The following is a 20,061-nucleotide window of genomic DNA, read 5'->3' as shown; positions in this document are numbered from 1 at the left end:
ATCCTGTAGGAGCGGCCTTGTGCCGCGAAAGGGCTGCGTAGCGGCCCCAGGATTTCAGCCTTGACGCAAAGATTGCCGGGGCCGCTTTGCGGCCCTTTCGCGGCACGAGGCCGCTCCTACAGGGGGGCTCTCGGGCCTCAGTGGCGGCGCTCGACGATATAGCGGGCCAGGGCCCGCAGCGGCTCGGCGTTGTCGCCAAAGCCTTGCAGCGCCGCCAGGGCCTGGTCGCGCAGTTCAAGGGCATAGGCCTTGGCCGCGTCGAGGCCGAGCAAGGCCGGGTAGGTCGGCTTGTCGCGGGCGATGTCGGCGCCCTGGCGCTTGCCCAGCGTGGCGGTGTCGCTCTCGACGTCGAGAATGTCGTCCTGCACCTGGAAGGCCAGGCCTATGGCCTGTGCATAAGTCTGCAGGGCCTCGAGCTGGGCCTGGCTGGCGCGGGCGCTGGCCAGGGCGCCGAGGCGCACGCTGGCTTCGATCAGCGCGCCGGTCTTGTGCCGGTGCATGTACTCCAGGGCCTGCTGGTCGAGCTTGACCCCTACCGAACCCAGGTCGATGGCCTGGCCGCCGACCATGCCGGCGGGGCCGGCGGCCTTGGCCAGGGCCTGGACCATCTGCAGGCGGATGCCATCGGCCTGTGGGCTCAGTCGCGGGTCGAGCAGGGCGCTGAAGGCCAGGCTCTGCAAACCGTCACCGGCCAGAATCGCGCAGGCTTCGTCGAAGGCCTTGTGGGTGGTCGGCTGGCCGCGACGCAGGTCGTCGTCGTCCATCGCCGGCAGGTCGTCGTGCACCAGCGAGTAGGCGTGGATCAGCTCTACCGCGCAGGCCGCGCCGTTGGCCTGTGCGGCCGGGACGCCGAAGGCTTCGCAGGCGGCGTAGGCGAGCAGCGGGCGCACCCGCTTGCCGCCATTCATCACGCTGTAGCGCATGGCGGCGTAGAGCCGTTCGAGCTCTTTGGACGGGGCCTGGAACAACGGTTCGAGGGCGGCATCGACGCGGGCTTGGGCACTGGCCTGGTACGCGGCGATCATGCCTCTGGCTCCGCGTCGAAGGGCTGCGCGGCCAGCTCGCCGTCGCGCTCCAGCAGAATCTGCACCTTCTGCTCGGCCTGGGCCAGGGCGCCCTGGCAATCGCGGGTCAGGGCGATGCCTTGCTCGAAGGCGGCCAGCGACTCTTCCAGCGACAACTCGCCGTTCTCCAGGCGCTCGACCAGGGCTTGCAGGTCGGCGAGGGATTGTTCGAAATCGATGGAGGCTTTTTTGCGGGCCATGGCGACTGTCTCGGTGGTGTTCAGAACGGCGCGACACTAGCAGAGCGGGGCAGGGGGAGCAAATTAGCGGATGCCGTCATTCGTCTTATTTTGTTGCACTTATCCGGCTGCCGCCGTCTTGCATTCTGCGCAGCGCTCGGATTGTGGGGGGTAGAGCCCTCTGCCATAATCCGCGCGCTCTGGCCCGCGGGCCAGCCCTCCCCAACGTCATGTAATGGACTACGTTGTGAGCTTCCTCTCGATCGAATTCGGCCTGTGCTTCACGCTTTTCTTCGTTGTCTACTGGAGCCTGTGCTGGAGCGTGCGGCTGCAGAATGCCCTGCTGCTGGCGGCCAGCTATGGCCTGGTGGCCAGTTTCAGCCTGCAATCGCTGTACATCCTGCTTGGTTACAGCGTGCTGGTGTACTTGCTGGGGCTGCTGGCGGGGCGTTATCCGGAGCGCTGGTTCAGCCGTGCGCTGCTGCTGGCGCTGGTGCTGGGTTGCTTCTACCTGTTCAAGTACCAGGAATTCTTCGTCGGCGGGGTGCAGGGCGCCCTGGCGACGGCGGGGCTCGAGGTATCGTTGCCGCTGCTGGAAGTGCTGGTGCCGATCGGCCTGTCGTTCTATACCTTCCATTCGGTCAGCTACCTGGTGTCGATCAACCGCCGCGAACTGGCGCCGGCGGCGCCGCTGGACCTGGCCCTGTACCTGGCGTTCTTCCCCAGCCTGGTGGCCGGCCCGGTCAACCGCGCCCTGCACATGCTGGCGCAGATCCGCCCACCGGCCATGCGCCAGGTGCTGGAGCCGCAGCGGGCGCTGGGGTTGATCGCCATGGCGGTGGTCAAGCTGTTCTTCCTTAGTGCCTGGCTGGGCAGCGAGTGGGTCGACCCGGTGTTCGACACCCCGGGCAGCGCCACCCCCGAGCAGGTGTTGCTGAGCGTGTACGGCTACAGCTTCCTCATTTATTTCAACTTCAGCGGCTACACCAACCTGGTGACCGGCATCGCCTTGCTGCTGGGCTTTCGCCTGCCGGACAACTTCGATGCGCCCTATGCCGCGCACAACCTCAAGGAGTTCTGGGGGCGCTGGCATATCAGCCTGTCACGCTTCATCCGTGACTACGTGTATATCCCGCTGGGCGGCAACCGCAAGGGCGTGTGGCGCGGCAACCTGAACATGCTGCTGGCCATGCTGGTGTCGGGGCTGTGGCATGGCGCGAGTGTCAACTTCATCATCTGGGGCGCGTTGCATGGCGTCGGCCTGGCTCTCTCCAAGCTGTTCAGCCAATGGCTGCCGGGTTTTGCCCGGGTGCCGGGGGCCGGTTTGCTGGCGCGCCTGATGACCTTCCACTACGTGGCCTTCGCCTGGATCTTCTTCCGCAGCCCGACGCTGGACGGCGCTGTCGAGATGCTTGGCGACATCGCCGAGCTGAGCCTGGCCGGGTTGAACAGCGCCACTGGCCTGATGCTGTTGGCCTGCGTGCTGTTCGTGGCCAGTTATCCACAGTGGCTGGCGCTGCTGCGCGGCAGTGGCGCGGCGTTCCAGCGCTTGCCCTGGCAGTTGTATCCGATCCCGCTCGGGGTTGGCGTGTCGTTGGTGATTTTCGCTTCGCAGTCGGGCGTGCCGGGGTTCATCTATGCAAGCTTCTGATAGCAAACAGCTGTTCCAGGTGCAGGTGGGCGCGGCCCGCGCGTTGTATGCGCTGGTGGTGACCACGGCGTTGCTGTTCTGGCTGAACCAGGACTCGATCAAGCTGTACTGCCAGCAGAAATACCATCAGGGCTGCGAGATCCCGTTGCTTGGCCAGGCGCCGGCCTGGCGCTTCGGCGCACAGTTGACCCTGGCGTTGGAACAGCAGCGCGACAGCCTGCTCGAGCGCCTGCAGCCGGCAGCGCAACTGGCCCAGGCGCCCGTGGTACTGCCTGAGCCGATGCCGGTGCTGGCGGTCAACCTGGAAACCCCGGCGGTACTGGCCAAGCCGCTGGCGGCCACAGCCCAACCGGTGCATCAGGCGCCCGCCGCGCAGCCGCTGCCGGTTCCGGCAGCGGTGACGCAATCGGTGCCGGCCGCCCCGGCGCCGGCACTGCTGCAGCCTGGTACCGTCGCGGCCCTGGCTGCGGGCGACGAAGTGTTCCTGGTGGGGGATTCGCTGATGCAGGGCGTCGCCCCGCACCTGGCCAACAGCCTGCGCAAGCGCTACCAGATCCGCACCGTCAACCTCAGCAAGCAAAGTACCGGGCTTGCTTATCCGGGCTTCTTCAACTGGCCGAGGACCGTGGCCGAAACCCTCGACCACGCGCCGAATATCCGCCTGATGGTGGTGTTCCTCGGCCCCAACGATCCCTGGGACATGCCCCAGGGCAAGGGCAAGCCGTTCCTGCGCTTCAAGTCGCCGGAATGGGAAGCGGCCTACCGTGCCCGCATCGACGCAATCCTCGAACAGGCCCGCAGGCACGATGTGCAGGTGCTCTGGGTTGGCCCGCCGAACATGGAGAAGGCGCGGCTTTCCAGCGCCATGGGCTATCTCAGTGGCCTTTACCAGGAGCAGACCGCGCTGTATGGCCAGCACTATGTGTCGGCCAACCCGATCCTCGGCTATACCGACGACGGCTTCGCGTATACCACCCAGACGCCGCAAGGCAAGCGGGTCAAGGTGCGGGTCGATGACGGCATCCATTTCACCATCACCGGCCAGAAGCTGATCGCCGAACAGGTATTGTCGCTGATCAGCTTCCCTGGCCTGACCGTTACAGGACATTAAGATGCGCCAATGGCATCACCTGCTGGGCCTGGCCCTGCTGATCAGCGCCGTGCCCGGTTGCAGCACCGGCGCCAACAGTGTGGTCACCCAGCCCACGGCGCGGCCCGTCGCCGCGCCGGCCATGGGCCAGGACGGCAATATCGCGCTGCTGGCCGGCAAGTTGCGCAATGCCAGCCGCGCGCCTGTCGCCGTCGTTCAGCTGGGCGATTCGCACACTGCCGCCGACCTGTTCAGCGGTGAGTTGCGTCGCCTGTTGCAAGCGCGCTATGGCGATGGCGGCATTGGCCTGGTGCCGGCCTCGCCCGTACCGGGGATTCGCAACGACCGGGTGATCATCAAGAGCCAGCCGCGCCAGTGGCAACTGGTGTCGGCGCGCAACCAGCAGAGCCAGCAGTTTCCGCTAGGCGGTTACCTGTCGTTGCCGCAGGCCAGCCGTGCCAGCGTGCAGCTGCAGGCACGCGACGAGGATCGCCAGCGCTACAAGATCTCGGCGCTTTACCAAGCCAGCGGCAATGCCACCTTGCTGGCCGATGGCGGCCAGCGCCGCATGCTGCCGGCGAGCAATGGCCAATGGCGCTTCAGCCCGGCTTTCACCAGCGTCGGCTTACCGGTGCAATTGAGCGTGGAAGGGGGACGCGGTGTCGCCCTTGGCGGCTGGTACCTCCAAGGCCAGAAGAATGCCGGGGTGATCTATTCGACGCTGGGCATCAACGGCGCGCGTTTGGAGGTGGTGGACAAGTGGCAGGCCGGTTGGCGCGACAGCCTCAAGGGAGTGCGCCCGGACTTGGTGATCCTTGCCTATGGCACCAACGAGGCGTTCGACGACAAACTCGACCTGGCGCTGTACCAGGCGCAGCTGGATGCGACCCTCAGCGGGCTGCGCAAGGATTTGCCACGTGCGGCGATCCTGCTGGTCGGTCCGCCGGACTCGATCAAGCAGCGCAAGGCGCGCAGCTGCGCGGCCCGCCAACCGCAACCGTTGGCGGCGGTGATCCGGGTGCAGAAGCAGATGGCGCACAAGCACAGGGCGCTGTTCTGGGATTGGCAGGCCTTCATGGGCGGGCCCTGCGCGATTGCCGGCTGGCAGGCCAGCGGGCTGGCGCGGCCGGACCTGGTGCACTTGACGGCCGATGGCTATCGCAAGAGTGCGGCGGGGTTGTATGAGTTCTTGAAAGGGTCGCTGGGCTTGCGTTGACCGTCGCAGGAGCCGGCAAGGCCGGCGCCTACGGGCCTGGGGTCGGGTCAGGCCGGCTCGGCCTCGAGCTCGACCATCGCTTCGCGATAGCGCGCCAGTTCCTCGATGGTCAGCACCGGCAGGTTGTACTGGCGGGCATACACCGCCACCTGCTCGCCGCGGGCCATGCTGCCGTCGGGGTTCATCAGTTCGCACAGCACCGCCGCCGGGCGCAGGCCAGCCAGGCGCGCTAGGTCGACCGAGCCTTCGGTGTGGCCGCGACGGGTCAGCACGCCGCCATCACGGGCACGCAGCGGGAACACGTGGCCAGGGCTGACGATGTGGCGCTCTTGCGCGGTGGAGCGCAGCGCGGCCTCGATGGTGGTGATGCGGTCCTGGGCCGACACGCCGGTGCTGACGCCTTGCGCCGCCTCGATGGTGACGGTGAAGCCGGTGCCGTGGCGGGCCTGGTTGTTTTGCACCATCGGTGCCAATTCCAGGGCGTCGACGGTGGCTTCGTCGAGGCACAGGCAGACGATGCCGCTGCAGTCGCGGATCATCATGGCCATGGTTTGCAGCGAGAGGTTTTCGGCGGCGGCGACGATGTCGGCTTCGTCCTCGCGGTCATCATCGTCGAGCAGCAGCACGGGACGCCCGGCCTGGTAGGCGGCGATGGCGGCGGCGACGTTGGGGAATTGCTTGTGCAGTGGGGTGGACATGAAACGCTCCTCGTGAATGATCGATGAACGTCTCGGGGCGAACAAAATGCGCGCGCAGAGGCGCCTTGTTGGCCCCTGCCTGACGCCTTCTTTCATCCGGACTATGACCGTCGGCCCTGGAATCTCACCAGGTCTGCTGACCCCCGGCATGGCCGGGGCGCTCGCGGGCTCATCTTTCGATTTACCGCCGGTGGGGACTTTCACCCCGCCCTGAAGACCCGGCAAGCATACAACACAGTGGCTGGATGCTGGCAACCCCCTACGACTTTGGTCGATGCCAGGCTGGCCCGAGTAACGCCGTAGGAGCCGGCCTTGCCGGCGAACACCGCCACCAGCAAGGCAGGCGCTCAGGGCCTGATAAATACCTGCCGCCCCTCGTGGCGCACTTGCACCCCGTAGGTCTGCGCCAGCATCGCCAATGCCAGCGCCAGGTCATCCAGCGGGTAGGTGCCGGACACCGCCAGGTCAGCCAGCGAAGGATCGCACGCCAGGGCCTGGTCGGTGTGGCGCAGCAGTTCCTGTATCCATTGCCACAACGGCATGTCCTGGGCCAGCAGCAGGCCATTGCGCCAGGCCAGTTGGCCATCGCTGGCCGGCGCTGGCGAGCTGACCTGCGTCTGGCTGAAGCGCACTTGTTGGCCGGCATGGACGATGGTCGATGCCGGCCCTTGCACCTGCACGGCGCCCTCGTAGACCGCCAGCAAGGTTTCCTGCGCAAGCTGGCGCACGCTGAAGCGGGTACCCAGCGCCTGCATGAGCCCTTGTTCGGTACGGACCCTGAGAGGGCGAGGATCTGGCGCGGTGACGATGTAGACCTCGCCCTGTTCCAGGTGCAGCAGGCGCTGCTCGGCATCGAAGCGCAACGCCAGGGTGGTGGCGCTGTTGAGCGACACCTGGCTGCCATCGGCCAGCGCCACCTCGCGGCGCTCGCCTACGCCGGTCTGGTAGTCGGCGTGGTAGGCGCCGCGTCGCGACAGCCACCAGCCCAGCGGCGTGACCACGAGCAACAGCGCCAGGCCGCGCAGCACCGCGCGGCGGCTGTTGCCGGTCGGGCGCTCCAGGGTTTGCCTGGCGAGGGTAGGGGGCAGGCTGCCGAGGCGCGTCAGCAGGCGCTGCGCGCGCTTCCAGGCGCGTTCATGCTGGGGGTCGCTGTTGCGCCAGTGCGCGAGCTCAAGGCGCTGGGCCGGGGTCAACGGCCCTTCCTGCAGCAACAGCAACCATGCGGCGGCTTGGGCAAGCACCGCCTGGTCAATAGGCTGGTTATTCATCGGGCATCTGGCTCAGGCAGGCGAGGTAACCCTCGTGGATGTATTTCTTCACGGTGGGCAGGGCGATGTTCAGGGCCTGGGCGATGTCCTTCTGTTTCATGCCGTCCAGCGTCGCCATCAGGAATGCCTGGCGTACGCGTGGGCGCAAGCTGTCGAGCACGGCGTCGACCTCGTGCAGGGTCTCGAGGATGACCGTCTGCAATTCCGGCGATGGATGTGCTGTCGGTGGCACAGCGGCCAGGGCTTCGAGCCAGGCCTGCTCCAGCGAGTGACGACGGCGCCAGCTGACCAGCACGCAATTGGCGATGCGCGTGAGATACGCCCGAGGCTGGCGGATGCTTTCCGGCTGGGCGGCCTCGCGGCTGAGCAGCACGCGCAGGAAGATATCCTGGGCCAGGTCGTCGGCCACCCCGTGCCCCCATGAGCGCAGGCGATAGGCCAACCAGTTGCGCAGCCAGGCGTGGTTCTCGATGTACAGCGTGGTCACGGCGCAGCGAGGGGGTGTTTCAAGGATGGTCATGGGCGGTTGGGTCGGCAGGATCAGGTCGTAAATGAAAACCATTATCAACGGTTTTGCGTAGATCACAAGTTGATGTGAAAATACGAATCGATTGCATATACCTTTTTCGATCTCGAGCGACAGAGGCAATGACAGCCCGCCGCGAGTGCCGGGCGCCAACTCTACGAGCGAGAGAAGCATGCCTGCATCCCATCGGCTTTCCCCTGTTTCGCGCCCCTTGTCGCGTTTGTCCCCGCTGCGCCTGGCCGTGCATTGCACGCTGGTCGGCTGTCTGATCGGCGCTGCCGTCGACCTGGCCCAGGCTGCCAGCGCGGTGCCCGGCGCGGCCACTCGGCTGGATGACGCCACGCTGCGCGACTACGACATCGTCCAAGGTGGGCTGGGCACCTCTCTGGGGTTATTTGCCAACCAGTCCGGGCTGCTGCTGTCCTACGATTCCGAGCTTACCCGTGGGCGCAGCGCGCCCGCGCTCAAGGGGCGCTACACGGTGCTCGAGGCGGCGCGGCTGCTGCTGGCGAACACTGGCCTGCAGTTGTTGCCCAGTACGCGCGGTGCCTACATCCTGGCCCCGCAGGGCAAGGCTTCCACCGCGACCGAGCTGTCGGCCACCGTGGTCGGCGCTGCCGTGTTGGACGATCCGCAGCGTGACACCTACCGGGCGCCGCGCTCCACCGTGCACCTCACCCGCGCGGACCTCGACCGTTTCGCCACGGTCTCGGTGGGCGACATGCTCAAGGGCGTGGCCGGGGTCCAGGTGGGCGACAGCCGCAACGGTGGTGCGCTGGACGTGAACATTCGCGGCATCCAGGGCCAGAGCCGGGTGGCGGTGCGGGTCGATGGCTCCGAGCAGGCGGTGGATGTCTACCGCGGCTATGGCGGTACCCAGCAGCGCAGCTATATCGACCCTGACCTGCTCAGCAGCGTGACCGTGAACAAGGGGCCCAGCACCCGTTCCGGGGCGATCGGCGGCTCGGTGGAGATGAAGACCCTGGGCGTCGACGACATCCTGGTGGATGGCAACAGCGTGGGCGTGCGCCTGACCGGCAACCTGTGGAACAACGGTGTCGAACCGGCCCACCGCAGCCGCCATTCCAAGGACGAGGACCTGAGCACCGTGCCGCGCGACAGCCGCGCGGGCCTGTTCGGTTCGCAGGCCGGGTCCGGCAGTGCCGCCTTCGCCTACAGTAACGAGCGCTTCGACCTGGTGGCCGCCTATGCGCAGCGTAACCAGGGCAATTATTTTTCTGGCAAGAAAGGCCAGGAGCGCTATCGCCTGTACGACCGTTGGGGCTATGAGCAACCCAGCGTGGCCAACACCTACAACGCCGGTGAAGAGGTGCTCAACTCCTCGTCGCAAACCGACTCCTACCTGTTCAAGACCACCTGGCGCCTGGCCGACGCGCACACCCTGGACCTGGGCTACCGTCGCTTCGACGGCCACATGGGCGAGATCATGCCGTCGGATATCTTCCGCTACGCAACCGCCGGGATCTACCAGTACCCCACGAGCGAGGTGCGGCTCGATGCCTACACCGCCCGCTATCACTACCTGCCCGAGGGTAACCCGCTGGTGGACCTGACCAGCACCCTGTGGCTGACCGACACCCAGACCAGCACCCTGACCGCGGCCTGGATGGCGCCCAAGTCGCAGCTGTTTCGCACCGACCGCGGCTGGACCCGGCAGGACAACCGACGCATCGGTGGTGACCTGAACAACGTGTCGCGCTTCAGTACCGCCCACGGCGACTTCAAGCTCGACCTTGGCGGCGCCTTCCAGCTCGAAGACTTGCAGCCGCAGAAAAGCGTGCTGACCACCCAGCACGACATCAACGCCAACCGCATGCTGCGGGATGCTTCGCGCCAGGAGTTCAGTGTCAACGGCAACCTGGAGTACCAGCCCATCGAGCAGGTGACCCTGTGGGGCGGCGGGCGCTATGCCCACTATCGGACCAAGGACAACACGGTGCTTGCCGAGGCCCGGCGCGAGGACCGCAAGCTGCGCTGGATCACTGCCAGCAGCCCGGGAAACTGGGGCAGCATGACCTGGTTCCCGGATCAGAACGGGCAATACACCGACGCCACCGACCCGCGCCTGAACAATGGCATCGTCTTCGCCAACAGCAACGAGCCGTTCAACGGCGTGCCGTTCAACGAGGCTGGCGCGACCAACGTGACGGTGCATCCGGAAAGCACCAGCAGTGTGGTCACCGGCTACGACTACACGCCCCAGGGCAAGAGCAGCGGCGCTGGCTTCTCGCCGGCGTTCGGCATCAATGTCGAGTTCCTGCCCGACACGTTCGTGTACGCCTCCTATACCCAGGGCCTGCGCCTGCCATCGCTGTTCGAAACCAGCCAGGGCACCCAGCAGGTTACTCCGGGCAAGCACCTCAAGCCCGAGCGTTCACGCAGTTGGGAGTTCGGGGTCAGCGCCTTGCGCGACAACCTGTTGCGCACGGGTGACGAGGCGTCGATCAAGCTGGCGTACTTCGACAACCAGATCAAGCACTACATCACCCGCTACTACGACCCCAGCCCCGGCCGGTGGGGGCAGATGACCTTCAGCAACACCGACAGCTTCAGCACCCGTGGCCTGGAGTTGCAGTCGCACTATGACGCCGGGCGGGTGTTCGCCGATCTGTCGGCCACCTACTACCTGAAAACCGAAACCTGCGACGCGGCATTCGCCAGCACGCTGCGCAGCACCGCCAATAGTTACCAGCGTACCCAGGACACCCCCGACTGCACCTCGGGCAGCTACATGGGCTCGTACACCAACACGCAGAACCCACCGCGTTTCTCAGCCAACCTCGTCAGCGGCCTGCGCTTTTTCGACGAGGCGTTGACCGTTGGCGGGCGCATGACCTACACCTCAGGCCCGACCGCGCAGATGGACAAGCCCTGGCAGACCGGCGCCACCACCCCGCAGATCGATTACCGCTCGGTGGCGTTGTTCGATCTGTTCGCCCGCTACAAGCTGCTGGAACACACCGAGCTGAATGTATCGGTGCAGAACCTGACTGATCGCTACTACCTGGACCCCTTGGCTCAGAGCTTCATGCCCGCGCCGGGGCGCACCTGGCGGGTGGGGATGCAGACGCGGTTCTAGTGCGGCGTTGCGCAATCCACACGGGGTTGACGCTAGTGGGGCGACGACAACCCTGACAGGCCCCGAGGCTGCAATGGCATCGGGGCCAGCGCGCTGCATGATTGCCTGATGCCCTACGAGGGGGAACGAAAGCACCCGTATGAGTGTGGGATTCTTCCTATCAAGTTTCGACGTGCATCGGCATAGAGTTTTCCTCCGCAAGGTTCAGAACCTAATCGAGGTGCTCTATGACGCTTATCCATGTCGATGCACTCTGCGCGCTTGCCGATCCCTATCGCGCCGATGCGCGCGCCGACCATCTATTCGATGCGGCGATGCGCGAAATTACTGCCTTTCACCAGCAACACACGCCGGGCTATGCGAACTGGCTACGTCAGCAGCATTGCGATCCCGCCGCCCTGGATATGCACAGTTGGGGGCAGTTGCCACCGATATTCGCCAACTACCTGAAGAAGCGCCTGCTGTTCAGCGAGTCCGGGCGCGATGCCCTGGAGCTGACGTCTTCGGGGACCACAGGGCAAAAAAGCCGGATGCGCTACGATGCGCGCAGCATGGGGGCTGCCCAGGGCATGGTCGACAGGATATTCCAGCGTTACGGCTGGGATACGCCGCAGACGCCCTGCAACTACCTGCTCTTGGGGTATGAGCCCAGCGAGCATCGCACGCTCGGAACGGCTTTTACCGATAATTTCCTGTGCAAGTACGCACCAGTCAAACAGTCGTTCCATGCCCTGCGCCACAACGGCAGGGGCACAGAGTTCGACCCCTTTGGCGTGATCAGCGCGCTGCAACGTTTTGCCGAGGACGGCGCGCCGCTGCGTATTCTGGGCTTTCCGGCATTCATGTGGTTCGTGCTCGAGCGCATGCGTGAAATGAAGTTGCCTGCGTTGTCGTTCGACACGCGCTCGCTGGTGCTGTTTGGCGGTGGCTGGAAAACCCATGCCGACCAGCAAGTGCCCAAGGCGCGGCTGTATGCCCGCGTGGCCGAGCAGCTCGGCATCCCCCTGCCACGTTGCCGGGACGGTTATGGCGCTGTCGAACATTGCGTGCCGTATGTCGAGTGCGCACACCACCATCTGCATGTCCCGACCTATGCCAGGGCGTTCACCCGCGACCCGCGCAGCTTTGCCTTGCAGGAGCATGGGCTGCCGGGGCTGCTCCAGTTCGTTTCTCCCTACATCACCTCGAGCCCGGCCCACAGCATCGTGATGAGCGACCTGGCCGTGCTGCATCGCGCCAGCGAGTGCGGATGCGGCCTTGCCACCGACTGGTTCGAGATTCTCGGACGGGCGGGCACGGGCAAAAGCCGCAGTTGCGCAATGGCCGCTTCCGAACTGATAAAGGACGCCTGATATGTACCTCATTCACGGACAACACCGCGCCGAGCTGAGCTTGGACCAGGCACTGCAACAGCTGACCGATGGGTTGGCTGGCACGCTACGCCAGCCTTGTAACGTAGAGGTCGTAATGGCCTGCGCCGAGCGCTTCGCGGGGAAACTGCTGGCCGACGATTTTCTGACCGAACTCGATAGCGCCGCCCGTGCTGAAGTTCGCGCGTTCTGTCAGCCTGGCGCGTTACGTGGCAAGTTGCAGGGTGAACTCGGGAACCAGCCCTTTTCCCTGCGGCGTATCGACTACCGGAGCGCTCGCTTCGAGAGCTGGCGGCCATTGGGCGTCGTTCTGCACATTACCCCGGCCAATGCACCGCTCCTGCCGTTTTTTGCCATCCTCGAAAGCCTGCTGGTGGGCAATATCAACTGGTTACGGCCAAGCGAGCGCGAACGGGGTTTGAATACCCGGCTGCTACAGGCATTCCTCGCTTGTGACGAGTCGGGCGAGCTTGCCCGGCATGTCGCCGTGCTGCCTGTGGCCAAAGACGAGCTACCGCGCTTGATGGCGCATGCCGATGGCGTGTCGGCATGGGGCTCGAGCGAGACGCTGAAGGCCATACGCGATCAACTCCCCGACGGTTGCCGCTGGATACCCTGGGGGCACAAGATCAGCTTTGCCTGGCTGGTGCCGGACGCCTTGGACAGCGCGGCGCTGGAGGCCCTGGTCGATGAGGTTTGCCGCCTGGATCAACAGGCCTGTTCCAGCCCACAAGTGGTGTTCGTCGATAGCGAGGACCCGGCCACCCTGCATGCCATCGGCGAGCAGTTGGCCGCGACGCTGCAACGGCGCCAGGGCCGCTGGCCTGCCTTGCGCCCCAACTTGCAGGAGGCCGCGCAGATCACCACCACCCTGGCTTTGGCCGAACTAGGCCAGGCCTTTGCCCAGACCGCAGGGCAGATCTGGAGAGGCGAGGGCTGGCAAATCATTCTTGAACACAGGATGGCCATCGAGCCCTCGCCGTTGTTCCGTACCCTACTGTTGCGACCACTGCCGCGCGATGTCGTGGTTGAGACCTTGCGCCCTTGGCGTACGCGTCTGCAAACCTGTGGATTGGTCTGCGGCGCAGCGGAGGTAGCGCCGCTGAGCCAGTTGCTGCTGGTTGCCGGTGTCGATCGAGTGACATCCGTGCAACAGATGCATGGCGGCTACGGCGGCGAACCTCACGATGGGGTCTACGCCCTGAGCATGCTGTCCCGGCGGGTCGGCGTGAGCCTGGAAGAAGGCTGTCTGCCTGGGCGGGCGAGCCTCGATCCACCAGGTGGACAGCCGGCGGGTCTGAGCCAGTCGCCGGTCATGGATAGAAACGCGTTTGTGCAGGGGGCGAGCACCGACAGCGCCCAATTGTTTTTCCGCTCCGGGGGGACCACCGGCACGCCCAAGCTTGTGGGCTATTCCTACCGTGACTTCCATCGACAAATGCAAGCTGCGGCTGACGGCCTGTTCGCTGCTGGCTTGGATCCGGCCAAGGACAGCGTGCTGAACCTGATGTATGGCGGCAACCTCTACGGGGGGTTGCTCAGTTTCTTCACGGTCCTCGACAAGCTGGGTGCCAGGCAATACCCCATGGCTGGTCCGCAAAGTGATGACTACAGCGAAATCGCGCGTTTCATCGTCAGTCAGGGTATCGACACACTGGTCGGCATGCCGACCACCGTGCATCAGTTGTTCTACCGTGAGGCGCCTACCCTGCGGGCCTATGGTGGTATTCGCAAGATACTGCTGGGTGGCGAGCATATTGGCGAGCCTCAGCGTGCCTATCTGCAGAGTTTTGGTGTACAGAGCATTCGCTCGGTGCTCTACGGCTCTGTCGATGCCGGGCCGCTGGGGCACGCGTGCGCCGCCAGCCCTGATGGCGTGTTCCATCTGATGAGCGATATCCAGTGCATGGAGATCGTGGCCCTTGAGTGCGATGAACCGGTTGCCCAGGGGCAGGTTGGACGTTTGTTGATCACCTCCAAGGCCCGCGAGGGACAGCGCGTGATTCGCTATGAGATTGGCGATACCGGGCGCTGGGTTGACGCTCCCTGCGCCTGTGGCTCGCCACAGCCAAGGTTTGAATTGTTAGGACGTCATGGCGGGTTGGTGCGTATCGGATCCTTGTTCCTCCAGCCGCAACAGTTGGCCACCTTGGCCGAGGCACCGATGCAGTTGCATCTGGAGCACAACCTCAGCAACGGTCTGGAACGCATTCGTATGTACGTCGACGCGCGGCCCGAGGCGGTCAGGGCCAAGCTTTGCGCCGACACCGAGCTGCACAAAGCATTGGAGCTGGGATTGTTGGAGCTTGAGGTGTATCAGCTGGCCCAAGGTCAATTCGAGCGCCATTCGCAATCGGGCAAGACCCCCCTGGTCATCGACAAGCGCCGCTAGCCACAGGCACGCAGAAGGATGTTAAGCATGCATCATCATTGCTACGCTCCCCTGGAGTTAACACGGCTGGTTGACCATGTCCGTGCGCATTCACCTTACTACGCCCGCCTCTGGCGAGACGTCCCGCAAACAGGATGGACACTCGCCGACCTGCCCCTGGTCGATCTTCGCCACTATTGGGCAACGGCGACCTTCCTGGAGGATTGGTCGGTTTTGACCGGTCCGGTCACCGATGCGATCGTCTACAAAACCGGAGGGACGACCGGCGGCGCCAAGTATTCGCTGTTCACGCAGGCCGAGTGGCAGCAGTTTGTCAGCACCTTCGGGCAGAGCCTTGGTGGTTGGTTCGAACCGGGGGATCGGGTGGCCAACCTGTTTTTCGCCGGCGATCTTTATGCCAGCTTCTTGTTCATCCAGGGCGCGTTGGGGCATGTGCCGGTGCCTCTGTGCGTGTTTCCCTTTACCGGTACGGTCGACTCACAGGCGTTGACCGTGCAACTTGAGCAACACCACATCAATGTACTGGCCGGGGTTCCGGGAAAACTGTTGCAGTACGCGGCGGTGCTTGAGCAGCAGGGCGTGCAATTGCCGCAAATCAAGACGGTGCTGTATGGCGGCGAAAGTGTCTTCGTCGAGCAGCTTCAGCTGTTCAAGGCAATATTTCCCAATGCGCGGGTGGTCTCGATCGGCTGTGCCAGCGTGGATGCTGGCCTGATCGGCGCCAGCGCACCGGATTGCCAGCCTGGAGAGCATCGAGCCTTCGAGCCCGAAACCATCGTCGAGATCCTCGACGAGGATTCCGGGGCGCCGGTCATCGAGCAGCATCGCCCGGGTCTGTTGGTGGTGACCAACCTGACGCGCAGGTTGATGCCGATCATACGCTACCCAGTTGGCGACCTGGCCGAGTGGACGGAGGCACCCGGGACTCCGGGGCGGAAGTTCAGGTTGATGGGCCGCAGCAGCTTGGGTAATCGGCTACGGGTAGGCTATGCCACCTTGTTCCCGGATGAGCTGGCGGTGACCATCCAGGCACGCCTGGGCAATTGCCGGTGGCAGCTGATCCTCGATCAGGAAAACGGTGTCGACGATATCGTGCTCAGGGTCGCTCATGCGCGTGACCCGGCGGCGGCCAGCGAGTTGCTACAAGCGATCATTGGCAAGGATCCGGCAGTGGCGGATTTGATCGCGCAAGGTGCCCTGGATATCGCTGTCGATTGGTGCCAACCAGCGGAACTGCAGACCCATCAACGTACTGGAAAACTGCAGCGAGTCGTTGACCGGCGCAATTACCGTGCCCCTGCTGGACGGTCGCGATCATGATCGTCGTGCGGGGGTTCGAGGCCCGGGATGCGAAGCCGATCAGTGGGTTGTTCACCCGGGTTTACGAGGAACGATACTTCTACCCGCAGATCTACTTGCCGTCGGTCATTCGCCACTACAACCGTACCCAGCAATGGCAGTCCGTGGTAGCGCTGCACGAGGAGCGTCTTGTCGGACATGCCCTGTTGTGGCGTTCACCCGAGGATGCCAGTTGCGCCGAGTTGGCGATGATCGTGGTCGATCCACAGTTCAGGGGGCGGGGCATCGCGGGCCGAATGAGTCGCTACCTGTGTGACCACGCCCGGCGCCAGGGCATGTCGGTACTGACGATCAAGATGGTAGCCAGCCATTTATGGACACAACGGTTGGGCATGTCGCTGGGCTTTCAGGTGACCGGGCTGCTACTCGACTACGTTGCGTCGGGGTTGTGCCCGCGCTCCCGGGAAAGCGCCATTCTCGGGGTGCTGCCGTTGCAGCCCCAGCCCATACCGCTCTTGTATGCCGATGGTGACCAGCCTGAGTGGCTCTGTGCGTTGCTCGAGCGCTTCGGTACGGTTGCTCCATGCCGAAGCCGTCATTCTGAGGAGCCCGCGAGGATCTCCATCCAGGATAATCGCCTGGACCTCATCCTCGACCATCCTACGGGGGCCGATGCCCTCGAGATCATACGCCTGTCGACCCGTCGTGTGATGCACCTGCGGCTATTGATCGATGCCAACCTGGCCAGCGTTGTTCCCGTGCTACACCGGGCCGGTTTCGTTGACACCGGGCTTGCGTTGGGCGGGAACAGGCAGTGGTATTGGTTGTTGCAACGCGGATTCTCCGACCACCTGTTGCACCTGCACTGCCCGACTGCACGGGACTTGCATAGTGGTACACGTAAAGACATGGCGCTGGCGCAGCATTATTGAGCGCAATGCAACGTAGTGGCGGGAATTAAAAAGCCGGCTTGTGGCCGGCTTCTTGGGGACGGTCTTGGTTTATTTTTGATAAACCGCAATCGCCTTAAACGGTTGGCAACATGGCCTGGAAAAGATGGCTAACGGCTGTGTCGGACGTTGCCAGGCCCTCTGGGATGCGGCTTGCATCCGCTTGGGCGGTATGTGCGGGGTAGCATACTAGGGCCAGTTGGCGATGCCCAGCAAAAAATGGTGCGAGTTGCTTCAGCCTGGACGCGCCATACGCAGGCATGACCACCAGAACACCCAGCCGAGGATGTCCAGGCCCTGAACTCGGCGCTGGTAAGTGGTGTAGCGTTCATTGGGATGATTGAGTCGGTCATGACTATGCAGGCACAGGGTGCCATTGTGGCCCAGGCTGAGGTAATGCACCCGTAACCTGCCATTGTGCAGCAAGGCATAGCACTCGCCGTCGACCACGTGGGTGACGCTACGGTCGATGGCCAACAGGCTACCCCGAGGGAGCAACGGCGCCATGTTGTTGGCCGGCATGCTCATGCAGATTGCGGCCTGGAGGGGAACCTGCAAGGCGTCCATGGCCCGGCGCGGGATGGCCTGGCAATGCCCGGGCAGCGCTTGTAGCGTGTTGTTCTGGATGCGGTGGAACGGCAGGCTGACGTGCTCCGTGTCTTGCGCCAGCAAGGGCGATAGCGAGTCGCCGGAAGGCACGGGGGGGAGAACGGCGGCTAGGGGGGCAGGGTGCTTCGAGCCCTCGCCGCTGCGCAGCCAACGCCTGTTCACGCAGAACAGATCGGCGAGCTCGTCCAGGCGTGACAGGGGAACCCCGCGCTTGAACCAGTTGTTGACATGCTGGGGCGTAACGTTGCGTTGGGCAGCGAAATCCGAAGGGGTCAGGTTGCACTCCAGCAGGAGGGCTTTGAGGCGGTCACCGGAAGTGTTCATTGGGCGAGTCTATCGGCCCGTGATTTGTGTGGGTATCAACAGGATGTAGATACGTCTTGTAGGCAACAGTGTTTTTTGTGGGTGGTGGGCTAAGGAGTGCGTGGGAAAAGTTCTTGCTGTAGGTGCCTGGTGCTGAGGCGCGCGCTCGCTTCTTTTCCTGTTTCCATAAAAAACCCCGCCGAAGCGGGGTTTTTTGGTGTCTGGTATCAGCCCTTGTAGGCCGCGACCGACTTGGTGATCGCGGCGCGGGCGGCGTCGGCGCCTTCCCAGCCTTCGATCTTGACCCACTTGCCCTTCTCGAGATCCTTGTAGTTCGCGAAGAAGTGCTCGATCTGCTGGATCAGCAGGGCAGGCAGGTCGGTGTATTCCTTCACGTCGACATACAGCTGCGACAGCTTGTCGTGAGGAACGGCGATGACCTTGGCGTCGCCGCCGCCGTCGTCGGTCATGTTCAGCACGCCAACCGGACGGGCGCGGATGACCGAGCCTGGAGCGACCGGGTACGGGGTCACGACCAGCACGTCCAGCGGATCACCATCGTCGGCCAGGGTGTTGGGGATGAAGCCGTAGTTGGCCGGGTAGAACATCGGGGTGGCCATGAAGCGGTCGACGAACAGGGTGTCGCTGTCCTTGTCGATCTCGTATTTGATCGGCGCGTGGTTGGCCGGGATCTCGATAGCGACGTAGATGTCGTTCGGCAGGTCTTTGCCAGCCGGAATCTTGCTGTAGCTCATTGGGCAATGCCCCCGTGTTTGATCAAAAAAGTGGCGGCGATTATAGGCACATTCCCACGCGGCATGCCACGCTCGGCCTGATGTGCGGGCGCTTCAGGCGTGGCTTTGACGGTAATCCGGATGCTCGGCCTGCAGGCGGCTCAGACGGGCCAGCGGGTCCTGGCGGTAGAACAATGCCAGTTGCTGGTACACCTTGGGGTAGGCCTGCTTTAGCAGGTCGGGGCCGCTGAAGAAGTATTCGCTGGTAACCGCGAAGAACTCCGCCGGATTTTCCGCGGCGTAGGGGTCGATGGCCGTTTCGGCGTCGGGGTCGGCATCGAGTTGGCGGTTCAGGTCGTCGTAGGCCTGCTGCATGGCGCTGGCCCAATCCTCGACACGCATGCCGCTGTGCAGCGGCGGCAGGCCGTTGGCGTCGCCGTTGAGCATGTCGAGCTTGTGTGCCAGTTCGTGGATCACCAGGTTGTAGGCTTCCCAACCACCGCTGGCCAGCACCCCAGGCCAGGCCAGGATCACCGGGCCTTGTTGCCAGGCTTCACCGCTGTGCTCGGCATCCCACACGTGTTCCACGCCGCTGGCGTCGCGGTGGCGCTGGGGGCTGAGGAAATCGTCGGGGTAGAGGATCAGCTCATGAAAGCCCTGGTACCAGTTGAGCGCGCCCAGGTGCAGCAGCGGCAACTGGGCCTGGGCGGCGAGGAACAGGCGCTGTTCGTCGTCCAGCTCGACCCCGGGCAGGGTGGTCAGGTGCTTGTCGTGCAGGAACAGCACGCTGGCTTCACGCAGCCAGCGGTCTTCCTCGGCGCTGATGCCGTCGAGCAGGGGCAGGCGATCGCGGATCACCTGCCACAGGGCCGCGTCAACCGGGTAGCGGGCCAGGGTGCGCCGGCGGCGCCAGGCGCTGAACGACCACATGCCGAGGTCAGTGGGCTTTGGCCGCGCGGCCGAAACGGCCGCGCAACAGGCCGAGAATCATCGGCACCAGCGACAGCAGGATGATGCCCACCACCATCAGCGACAGGTGTTGCTTGATGAACGGCACATTGCCGAAGAAGTAGCCCAGGGTCACCAGGCCACCGACCCACAGCAGCGAGCCGGCCACGCTGAAGGCGAGAAAGCGTGGGTAGTGCATGTGCGCGATGCCGGCGACGAACGGCGCGAAGGTGCGCAGGATCGGCAGGAAGCGCGCCAGTGTGACGGTCTTGCCGCCGTGGCGTTCGTAGAACTCGTGAGTGCGCTGCAGGTAATCCTTGCGGAAAATCTTCGAGTTGGGGTTGCGGAACAGGCGTTCGCCCGCAGTGCGTCCGATCACGTAATTGGTGCTGTCGCCGAGAATGGCGGCGACCATCAGCAGGCCGGCCAGCAGCCCCGGGTCCATCCCACCACCGGCGGCCACGGCGCCAGCGATGAACAGCAGCGAGTCACCCGGCAGGAACGGCATGACCACCAGGCCGGTTTCGCAGAAGATCACGGCGAAGAGGATGGCGTAGATCCACGGACCGTAGTTGTTGACCAGCAGGTCGAGGTAGGCATCGAGATGCAGGATAAGGTCCAGCGGGTTGAAATCCATGTACAGCACCTGTGTTCTTGACCCGCG

Annotated in this window: 17 protein-coding genes and 1 riboswitch; of the genes, 8 read left to right on the top strand and 9 right to left on the bottom strand. The window is 64.3% G+C overall.

Going from position 1 to position 20,061, the window contains the following annotated elements; all coding sequences use genetic code 11:
• Positions 1 to 137: 137 nt before the first annotated feature.
• Positions 138 to 1,025, bottom strand: a complete 888-nt coding sequence (gene ispA / locus E3U47_RS16420; protein ID WP_134692736.1) for a (2E,6E)-farnesyl diphosphate synthase — start codon at positions 1,023 to 1,025, stop codon at positions 138 to 140.
• Positions 1,022 to 1,264 (bottom strand): exodeoxyribonuclease VII small subunit, encoded by a 243-nt coding sequence (locus E3U47_RS16415; RefSeq protein WP_011531978.1) that lies wholly within the window; start codon positions 1,262 to 1,264, stop codon positions 1,022 to 1,024. The genes ispA and E3U47_RS16415 overlap by 4 nt, the downstream gene beginning before the upstream one ends.
• 214 nt (positions 1,265 to 1,478) lie before the next feature.
• Between E3U47_RS16415 and E3U47_RS16410 the strand changes: the two genes are divergently transcribed.
• The 3 genes from E3U47_RS16410 to E3U47_RS16400 are packed head-to-tail and all read left to right on the top strand — an operon-like array spanning position 1,479 to position 5,200.
• Positions 1,479 to 2,894 carry an MBOAT family protein gene (locus E3U47_RS16410; protein ID WP_134692735.1) on the top strand — a complete coding sequence of 472 codons (1,416 nt, stop codon included), beginning with the start codon at positions 1,479 to 1,481 and terminating at the stop codon, positions 2,892 to 2,894.
• On the top strand, positions 2,881 to 4,005 hold the full coding sequence (locus E3U47_RS16405) for an SGNH family hydrolase (RefSeq protein WP_134692734.1): 1,125 nt from the start codon (positions 2,881 to 2,883) through the stop codon (positions 4,003 to 4,005). Before E3U47_RS16410 ends, E3U47_RS16405 begins: the two co-directional genes overlap by 14 nt.
• A 1-nt stretch (position 4,006) precedes the next feature.
• Positions 4,007 to 5,200, top strand: coding sequence for an SGNH/GDSL hydrolase family protein (locus tag E3U47_RS16400; RefSeq protein WP_134692733.1), 1,194 nt, complete (start codon positions 4,007 to 4,009; stop codon positions 5,198 to 5,200).
• A 47-nt stretch (positions 5,201 to 5,247) separates the two neighbouring features.
• Here E3U47_RS16400 and ribB read toward each other — a convergent pair whose 3' ends face one another.
• The 3 genes from ribB to E3U47_RS16385 all read right to left on the bottom strand — a co-directional run bounded on the left by ribB (position 5,248) and on the right by E3U47_RS16385 (position 7,686).
• Positions 5,248 to 5,898: a 3,4-dihydroxy-2-butanone-4-phosphate synthase gene (gene ribB / locus E3U47_RS16395; protein WP_134692732.1), complete on the bottom strand. Its 651-nt coding sequence runs from the start codon at positions 5,896 to 5,898 to the stop codon at positions 5,248 to 5,250.
• 80 nt (positions 5,899 to 5,978) lie between these two features.
• Positions 5,979 to 6,120: riboswitch (FMN riboswitch) on the bottom strand.
• 125 nt (positions 6,121 to 6,245) lie between these two features.
• Positions 6,246 to 7,166, bottom strand: a complete 921-nt coding sequence (locus E3U47_RS16390; RefSeq protein WP_134692731.1) for a FecR family protein — start codon at positions 7,164 to 7,166, stop codon at positions 6,246 to 6,248.
• Complete coding sequence (locus tag E3U47_RS16385) at positions 7,159 to 7,686, bottom strand: sigma-70 family RNA polymerase sigma factor (protein ID WP_134692764.1); 528 nt, start codon at positions 7,684 to 7,686, stop codon at positions 7,159 to 7,161. The genes E3U47_RS16390 and E3U47_RS16385 overlap by 8 nt, the downstream gene beginning before the upstream one ends.
• A gap of 178 nt (positions 7,687 to 7,864) precedes the next feature.
• Here E3U47_RS16385 and E3U47_RS16380 point away from each other — a divergent pair, with 178 nt between their 5' ends.
• The 5 genes from E3U47_RS16380 to E3U47_RS16360 all read left to right on the top strand — a co-directional run bounded on the left by E3U47_RS16380 (position 7,865) and on the right by E3U47_RS16360 (position 16,785).
• A complete protein-coding gene (locus E3U47_RS16380) occupies positions 7,865 to 10,792 on the top strand; it encodes a TonB-dependent receptor (RefSeq protein WP_134692730.1) in 2,928 nt (975 codons plus the stop codon).
• A 227-nt stretch (positions 10,793 to 11,019) separates the two neighbouring features.
• A complete protein-coding gene (locus E3U47_RS16375) occupies positions 11,020 to 12,144 on the top strand; it encodes an acyl-protein synthase (protein WP_134692729.1) in 1,125 nt (374 codons plus the stop codon).
• A gap of 1 nt (position 12,145) precedes the next feature.
• The gene (locus E3U47_RS16370) at positions 12,146 to 14,554 is read left to right on the top strand and encodes an aldehyde dehydrogenase family protein (protein WP_134692728.1); all 2,409 of its coding nucleotides are present in this window, start codon (positions 12,146 to 12,148) and stop codon (positions 14,552 to 14,554) included.
• Between the two features lie 27 nt (positions 14,555 to 14,581).
• The gene (locus tag E3U47_RS16365; RefSeq protein WP_134692727.1) at positions 14,582 to 15,874 is read left to right on the top strand and encodes a phenylacetate--CoA ligase family protein; all 1,293 of its coding nucleotides are present in this window, start codon (positions 14,582 to 14,584) and stop codon (positions 15,872 to 15,874) included.
• Positions 15,871 to 16,785 (top strand): GNAT family N-acetyltransferase, encoded by a 915-nt coding sequence (locus E3U47_RS16360; RefSeq protein WP_134692726.1) that lies wholly within the window; start codon positions 15,871 to 15,873, stop codon positions 16,783 to 16,785. Before E3U47_RS16365 ends, E3U47_RS16360 begins: the two co-directional genes overlap by 4 nt.
• A 252-nt stretch (positions 16,786 to 17,037) precedes the next feature.
• Here the strand turns inward: E3U47_RS16360 and E3U47_RS16355 are convergent, their stop codons facing one another.
• From E3U47_RS16355 to E3U47_RS16340, 4 genes are all read right to left on the bottom strand, one after another.
• On the bottom strand, positions 17,038 to 17,736 hold the full coding sequence (locus E3U47_RS16355) for a LexA family transcriptional regulator (RefSeq protein WP_134692725.1): 699 nt from the start codon (positions 17,734 to 17,736) through the stop codon (positions 17,038 to 17,040).
• A gap of 206 nt (positions 17,737 to 17,942) precedes the next feature.
• Positions 17,943 to 18,470, bottom strand: coding sequence for an inorganic diphosphatase (ppa, locus tag E3U47_RS16350; RefSeq protein WP_003255365.1), 528 nt, complete (start codon positions 18,468 to 18,470; stop codon positions 17,943 to 17,945).
• A gap of 93 nt (positions 18,471 to 18,563) precedes the next feature.
• Complete coding sequence (locus E3U47_RS16345) at positions 18,564 to 19,379, bottom strand: zinc-dependent peptidase (protein WP_134692724.1); 816 nt, start codon at positions 19,377 to 19,379, stop codon at positions 18,564 to 18,566.
• 7 nt (positions 19,380 to 19,386) lie between these two features.
• Positions 19,387 to 20,034 (bottom strand): DedA family protein, encoded by a 648-nt coding sequence (locus E3U47_RS16340; protein WP_134692723.1) that lies wholly within the window; start codon positions 20,032 to 20,034, stop codon positions 19,387 to 19,389.
• Between the last annotated feature and the right edge of the window lie 27 nt (positions 20,035 to 20,061).

Origin of the sequence: Pseudomonas sp. RIT623 (assembly GCF_004519305.1) — a bacterium.
In the GTDB taxonomy this organism is placed as follows: domain Bacteria; phylum Pseudomonadota; class Gammaproteobacteria; order Pseudomonadales; family Pseudomonadaceae; genus Aquipseudomonas.
This window is presented reverse-complemented; position numbering and strand designations above follow the sequence as displayed.

Bases quoted from the DNA above. Each gene is read 5' to 3' on its own strand.
- ispA (WP_134692736.1), bottom strand. From the start codon at position 1,025: ATGATCGCCGCGTACCAGGCCAGTGCCCAAGCCCGCGTCGATGCCGCC.
- E3U47_RS16415 (WP_011531978.1), bottom strand. From the start codon at position 1,264: ATGGCCCGCAAAAAAGCCTCCATCGATTTCGAACAATCCCTCGCCGAC.
- E3U47_RS16410 (WP_134692735.1), top strand. From the start codon at position 1,479: ATGGACTACGTTGTGAGCTTCCTCTCGATCGAATTCGGCCTGTGCTTC.
- E3U47_RS16405 (WP_134692734.1), top strand. From the start codon at position 2,881: ATGCAAGCTTCTGATAGCAAACAGCTGTTCCAGGTGCAGGTGGGCGCG.
- E3U47_RS16400 (WP_134692733.1), top strand. From the start codon at position 4,007: ATGCGCCAATGGCATCACCTGCTGGGCCTGGCCCTGCTGATCAGCGCC.
- ribB (WP_134692732.1), bottom strand. From the start codon at position 5,898: ATGTCCACCCCACTGCACAAGCAATTCCCCAACGTCGCCGCCGCCATC.
- E3U47_RS16390 (WP_134692731.1), bottom strand. From the start codon at position 7,166: ATGAATAACCAGCCTATTGACCAGGCGGTGCTTGCCCAAGCCGCCGCA.
- E3U47_RS16385 (WP_134692764.1), bottom strand. From the start codon at position 7,686: ATGACCATCCTTGAAACACCCCCTCGCTGCGCCGTGACCACGCTGTAC.
- E3U47_RS16380 (WP_134692730.1), top strand. From the start codon at position 7,865: ATGCCTGCATCCCATCGGCTTTCCCCTGTTTCGCGCCCCTTGTCGCGT.
- E3U47_RS16375 (WP_134692729.1), top strand. From the start codon at position 11,020: ATGACGCTTATCCATGTCGATGCACTCTGCGCGCTTGCCGATCCCTAT.
- E3U47_RS16370 (WP_134692728.1), top strand. From the start codon at position 12,146: ATGTACCTCATTCACGGACAACACCGCGCCGAGCTGAGCTTGGACCAG.
- E3U47_RS16365 (WP_134692727.1), top strand. From the start codon at position 14,582: ATGCATCATCATTGCTACGCTCCCCTGGAGTTAACACGGCTGGTTGAC.
- E3U47_RS16360 (WP_134692726.1), top strand. From the start codon at position 15,871: ATGATCGTCGTGCGGGGGTTCGAGGCCCGGGATGCGAAGCCGATCAGT.
- E3U47_RS16355 (WP_134692725.1), bottom strand. From the start codon at position 17,736: ATGAACACTTCCGGTGACCGCCTCAAAGCCCTCCTGCTGGAGTGCAAC.
- ppa (WP_003255365.1), bottom strand. From the start codon at position 18,470: ATGAGCTACAGCAAGATTCCGGCTGGCAAAGACCTGCCGAACGACATC.
- E3U47_RS16345 (WP_134692724.1), bottom strand. From the start codon at position 19,379: ATGTGGTCGTTCAGCGCCTGGCGCCGCCGGCGCACCCTGGCCCGCTAC.
- E3U47_RS16340 (WP_134692723.1), bottom strand. From the start codon at position 20,034: ATGGATTTCAACCCGCTGGACCTTATCCTGCATCTCGATGCCTACCTC.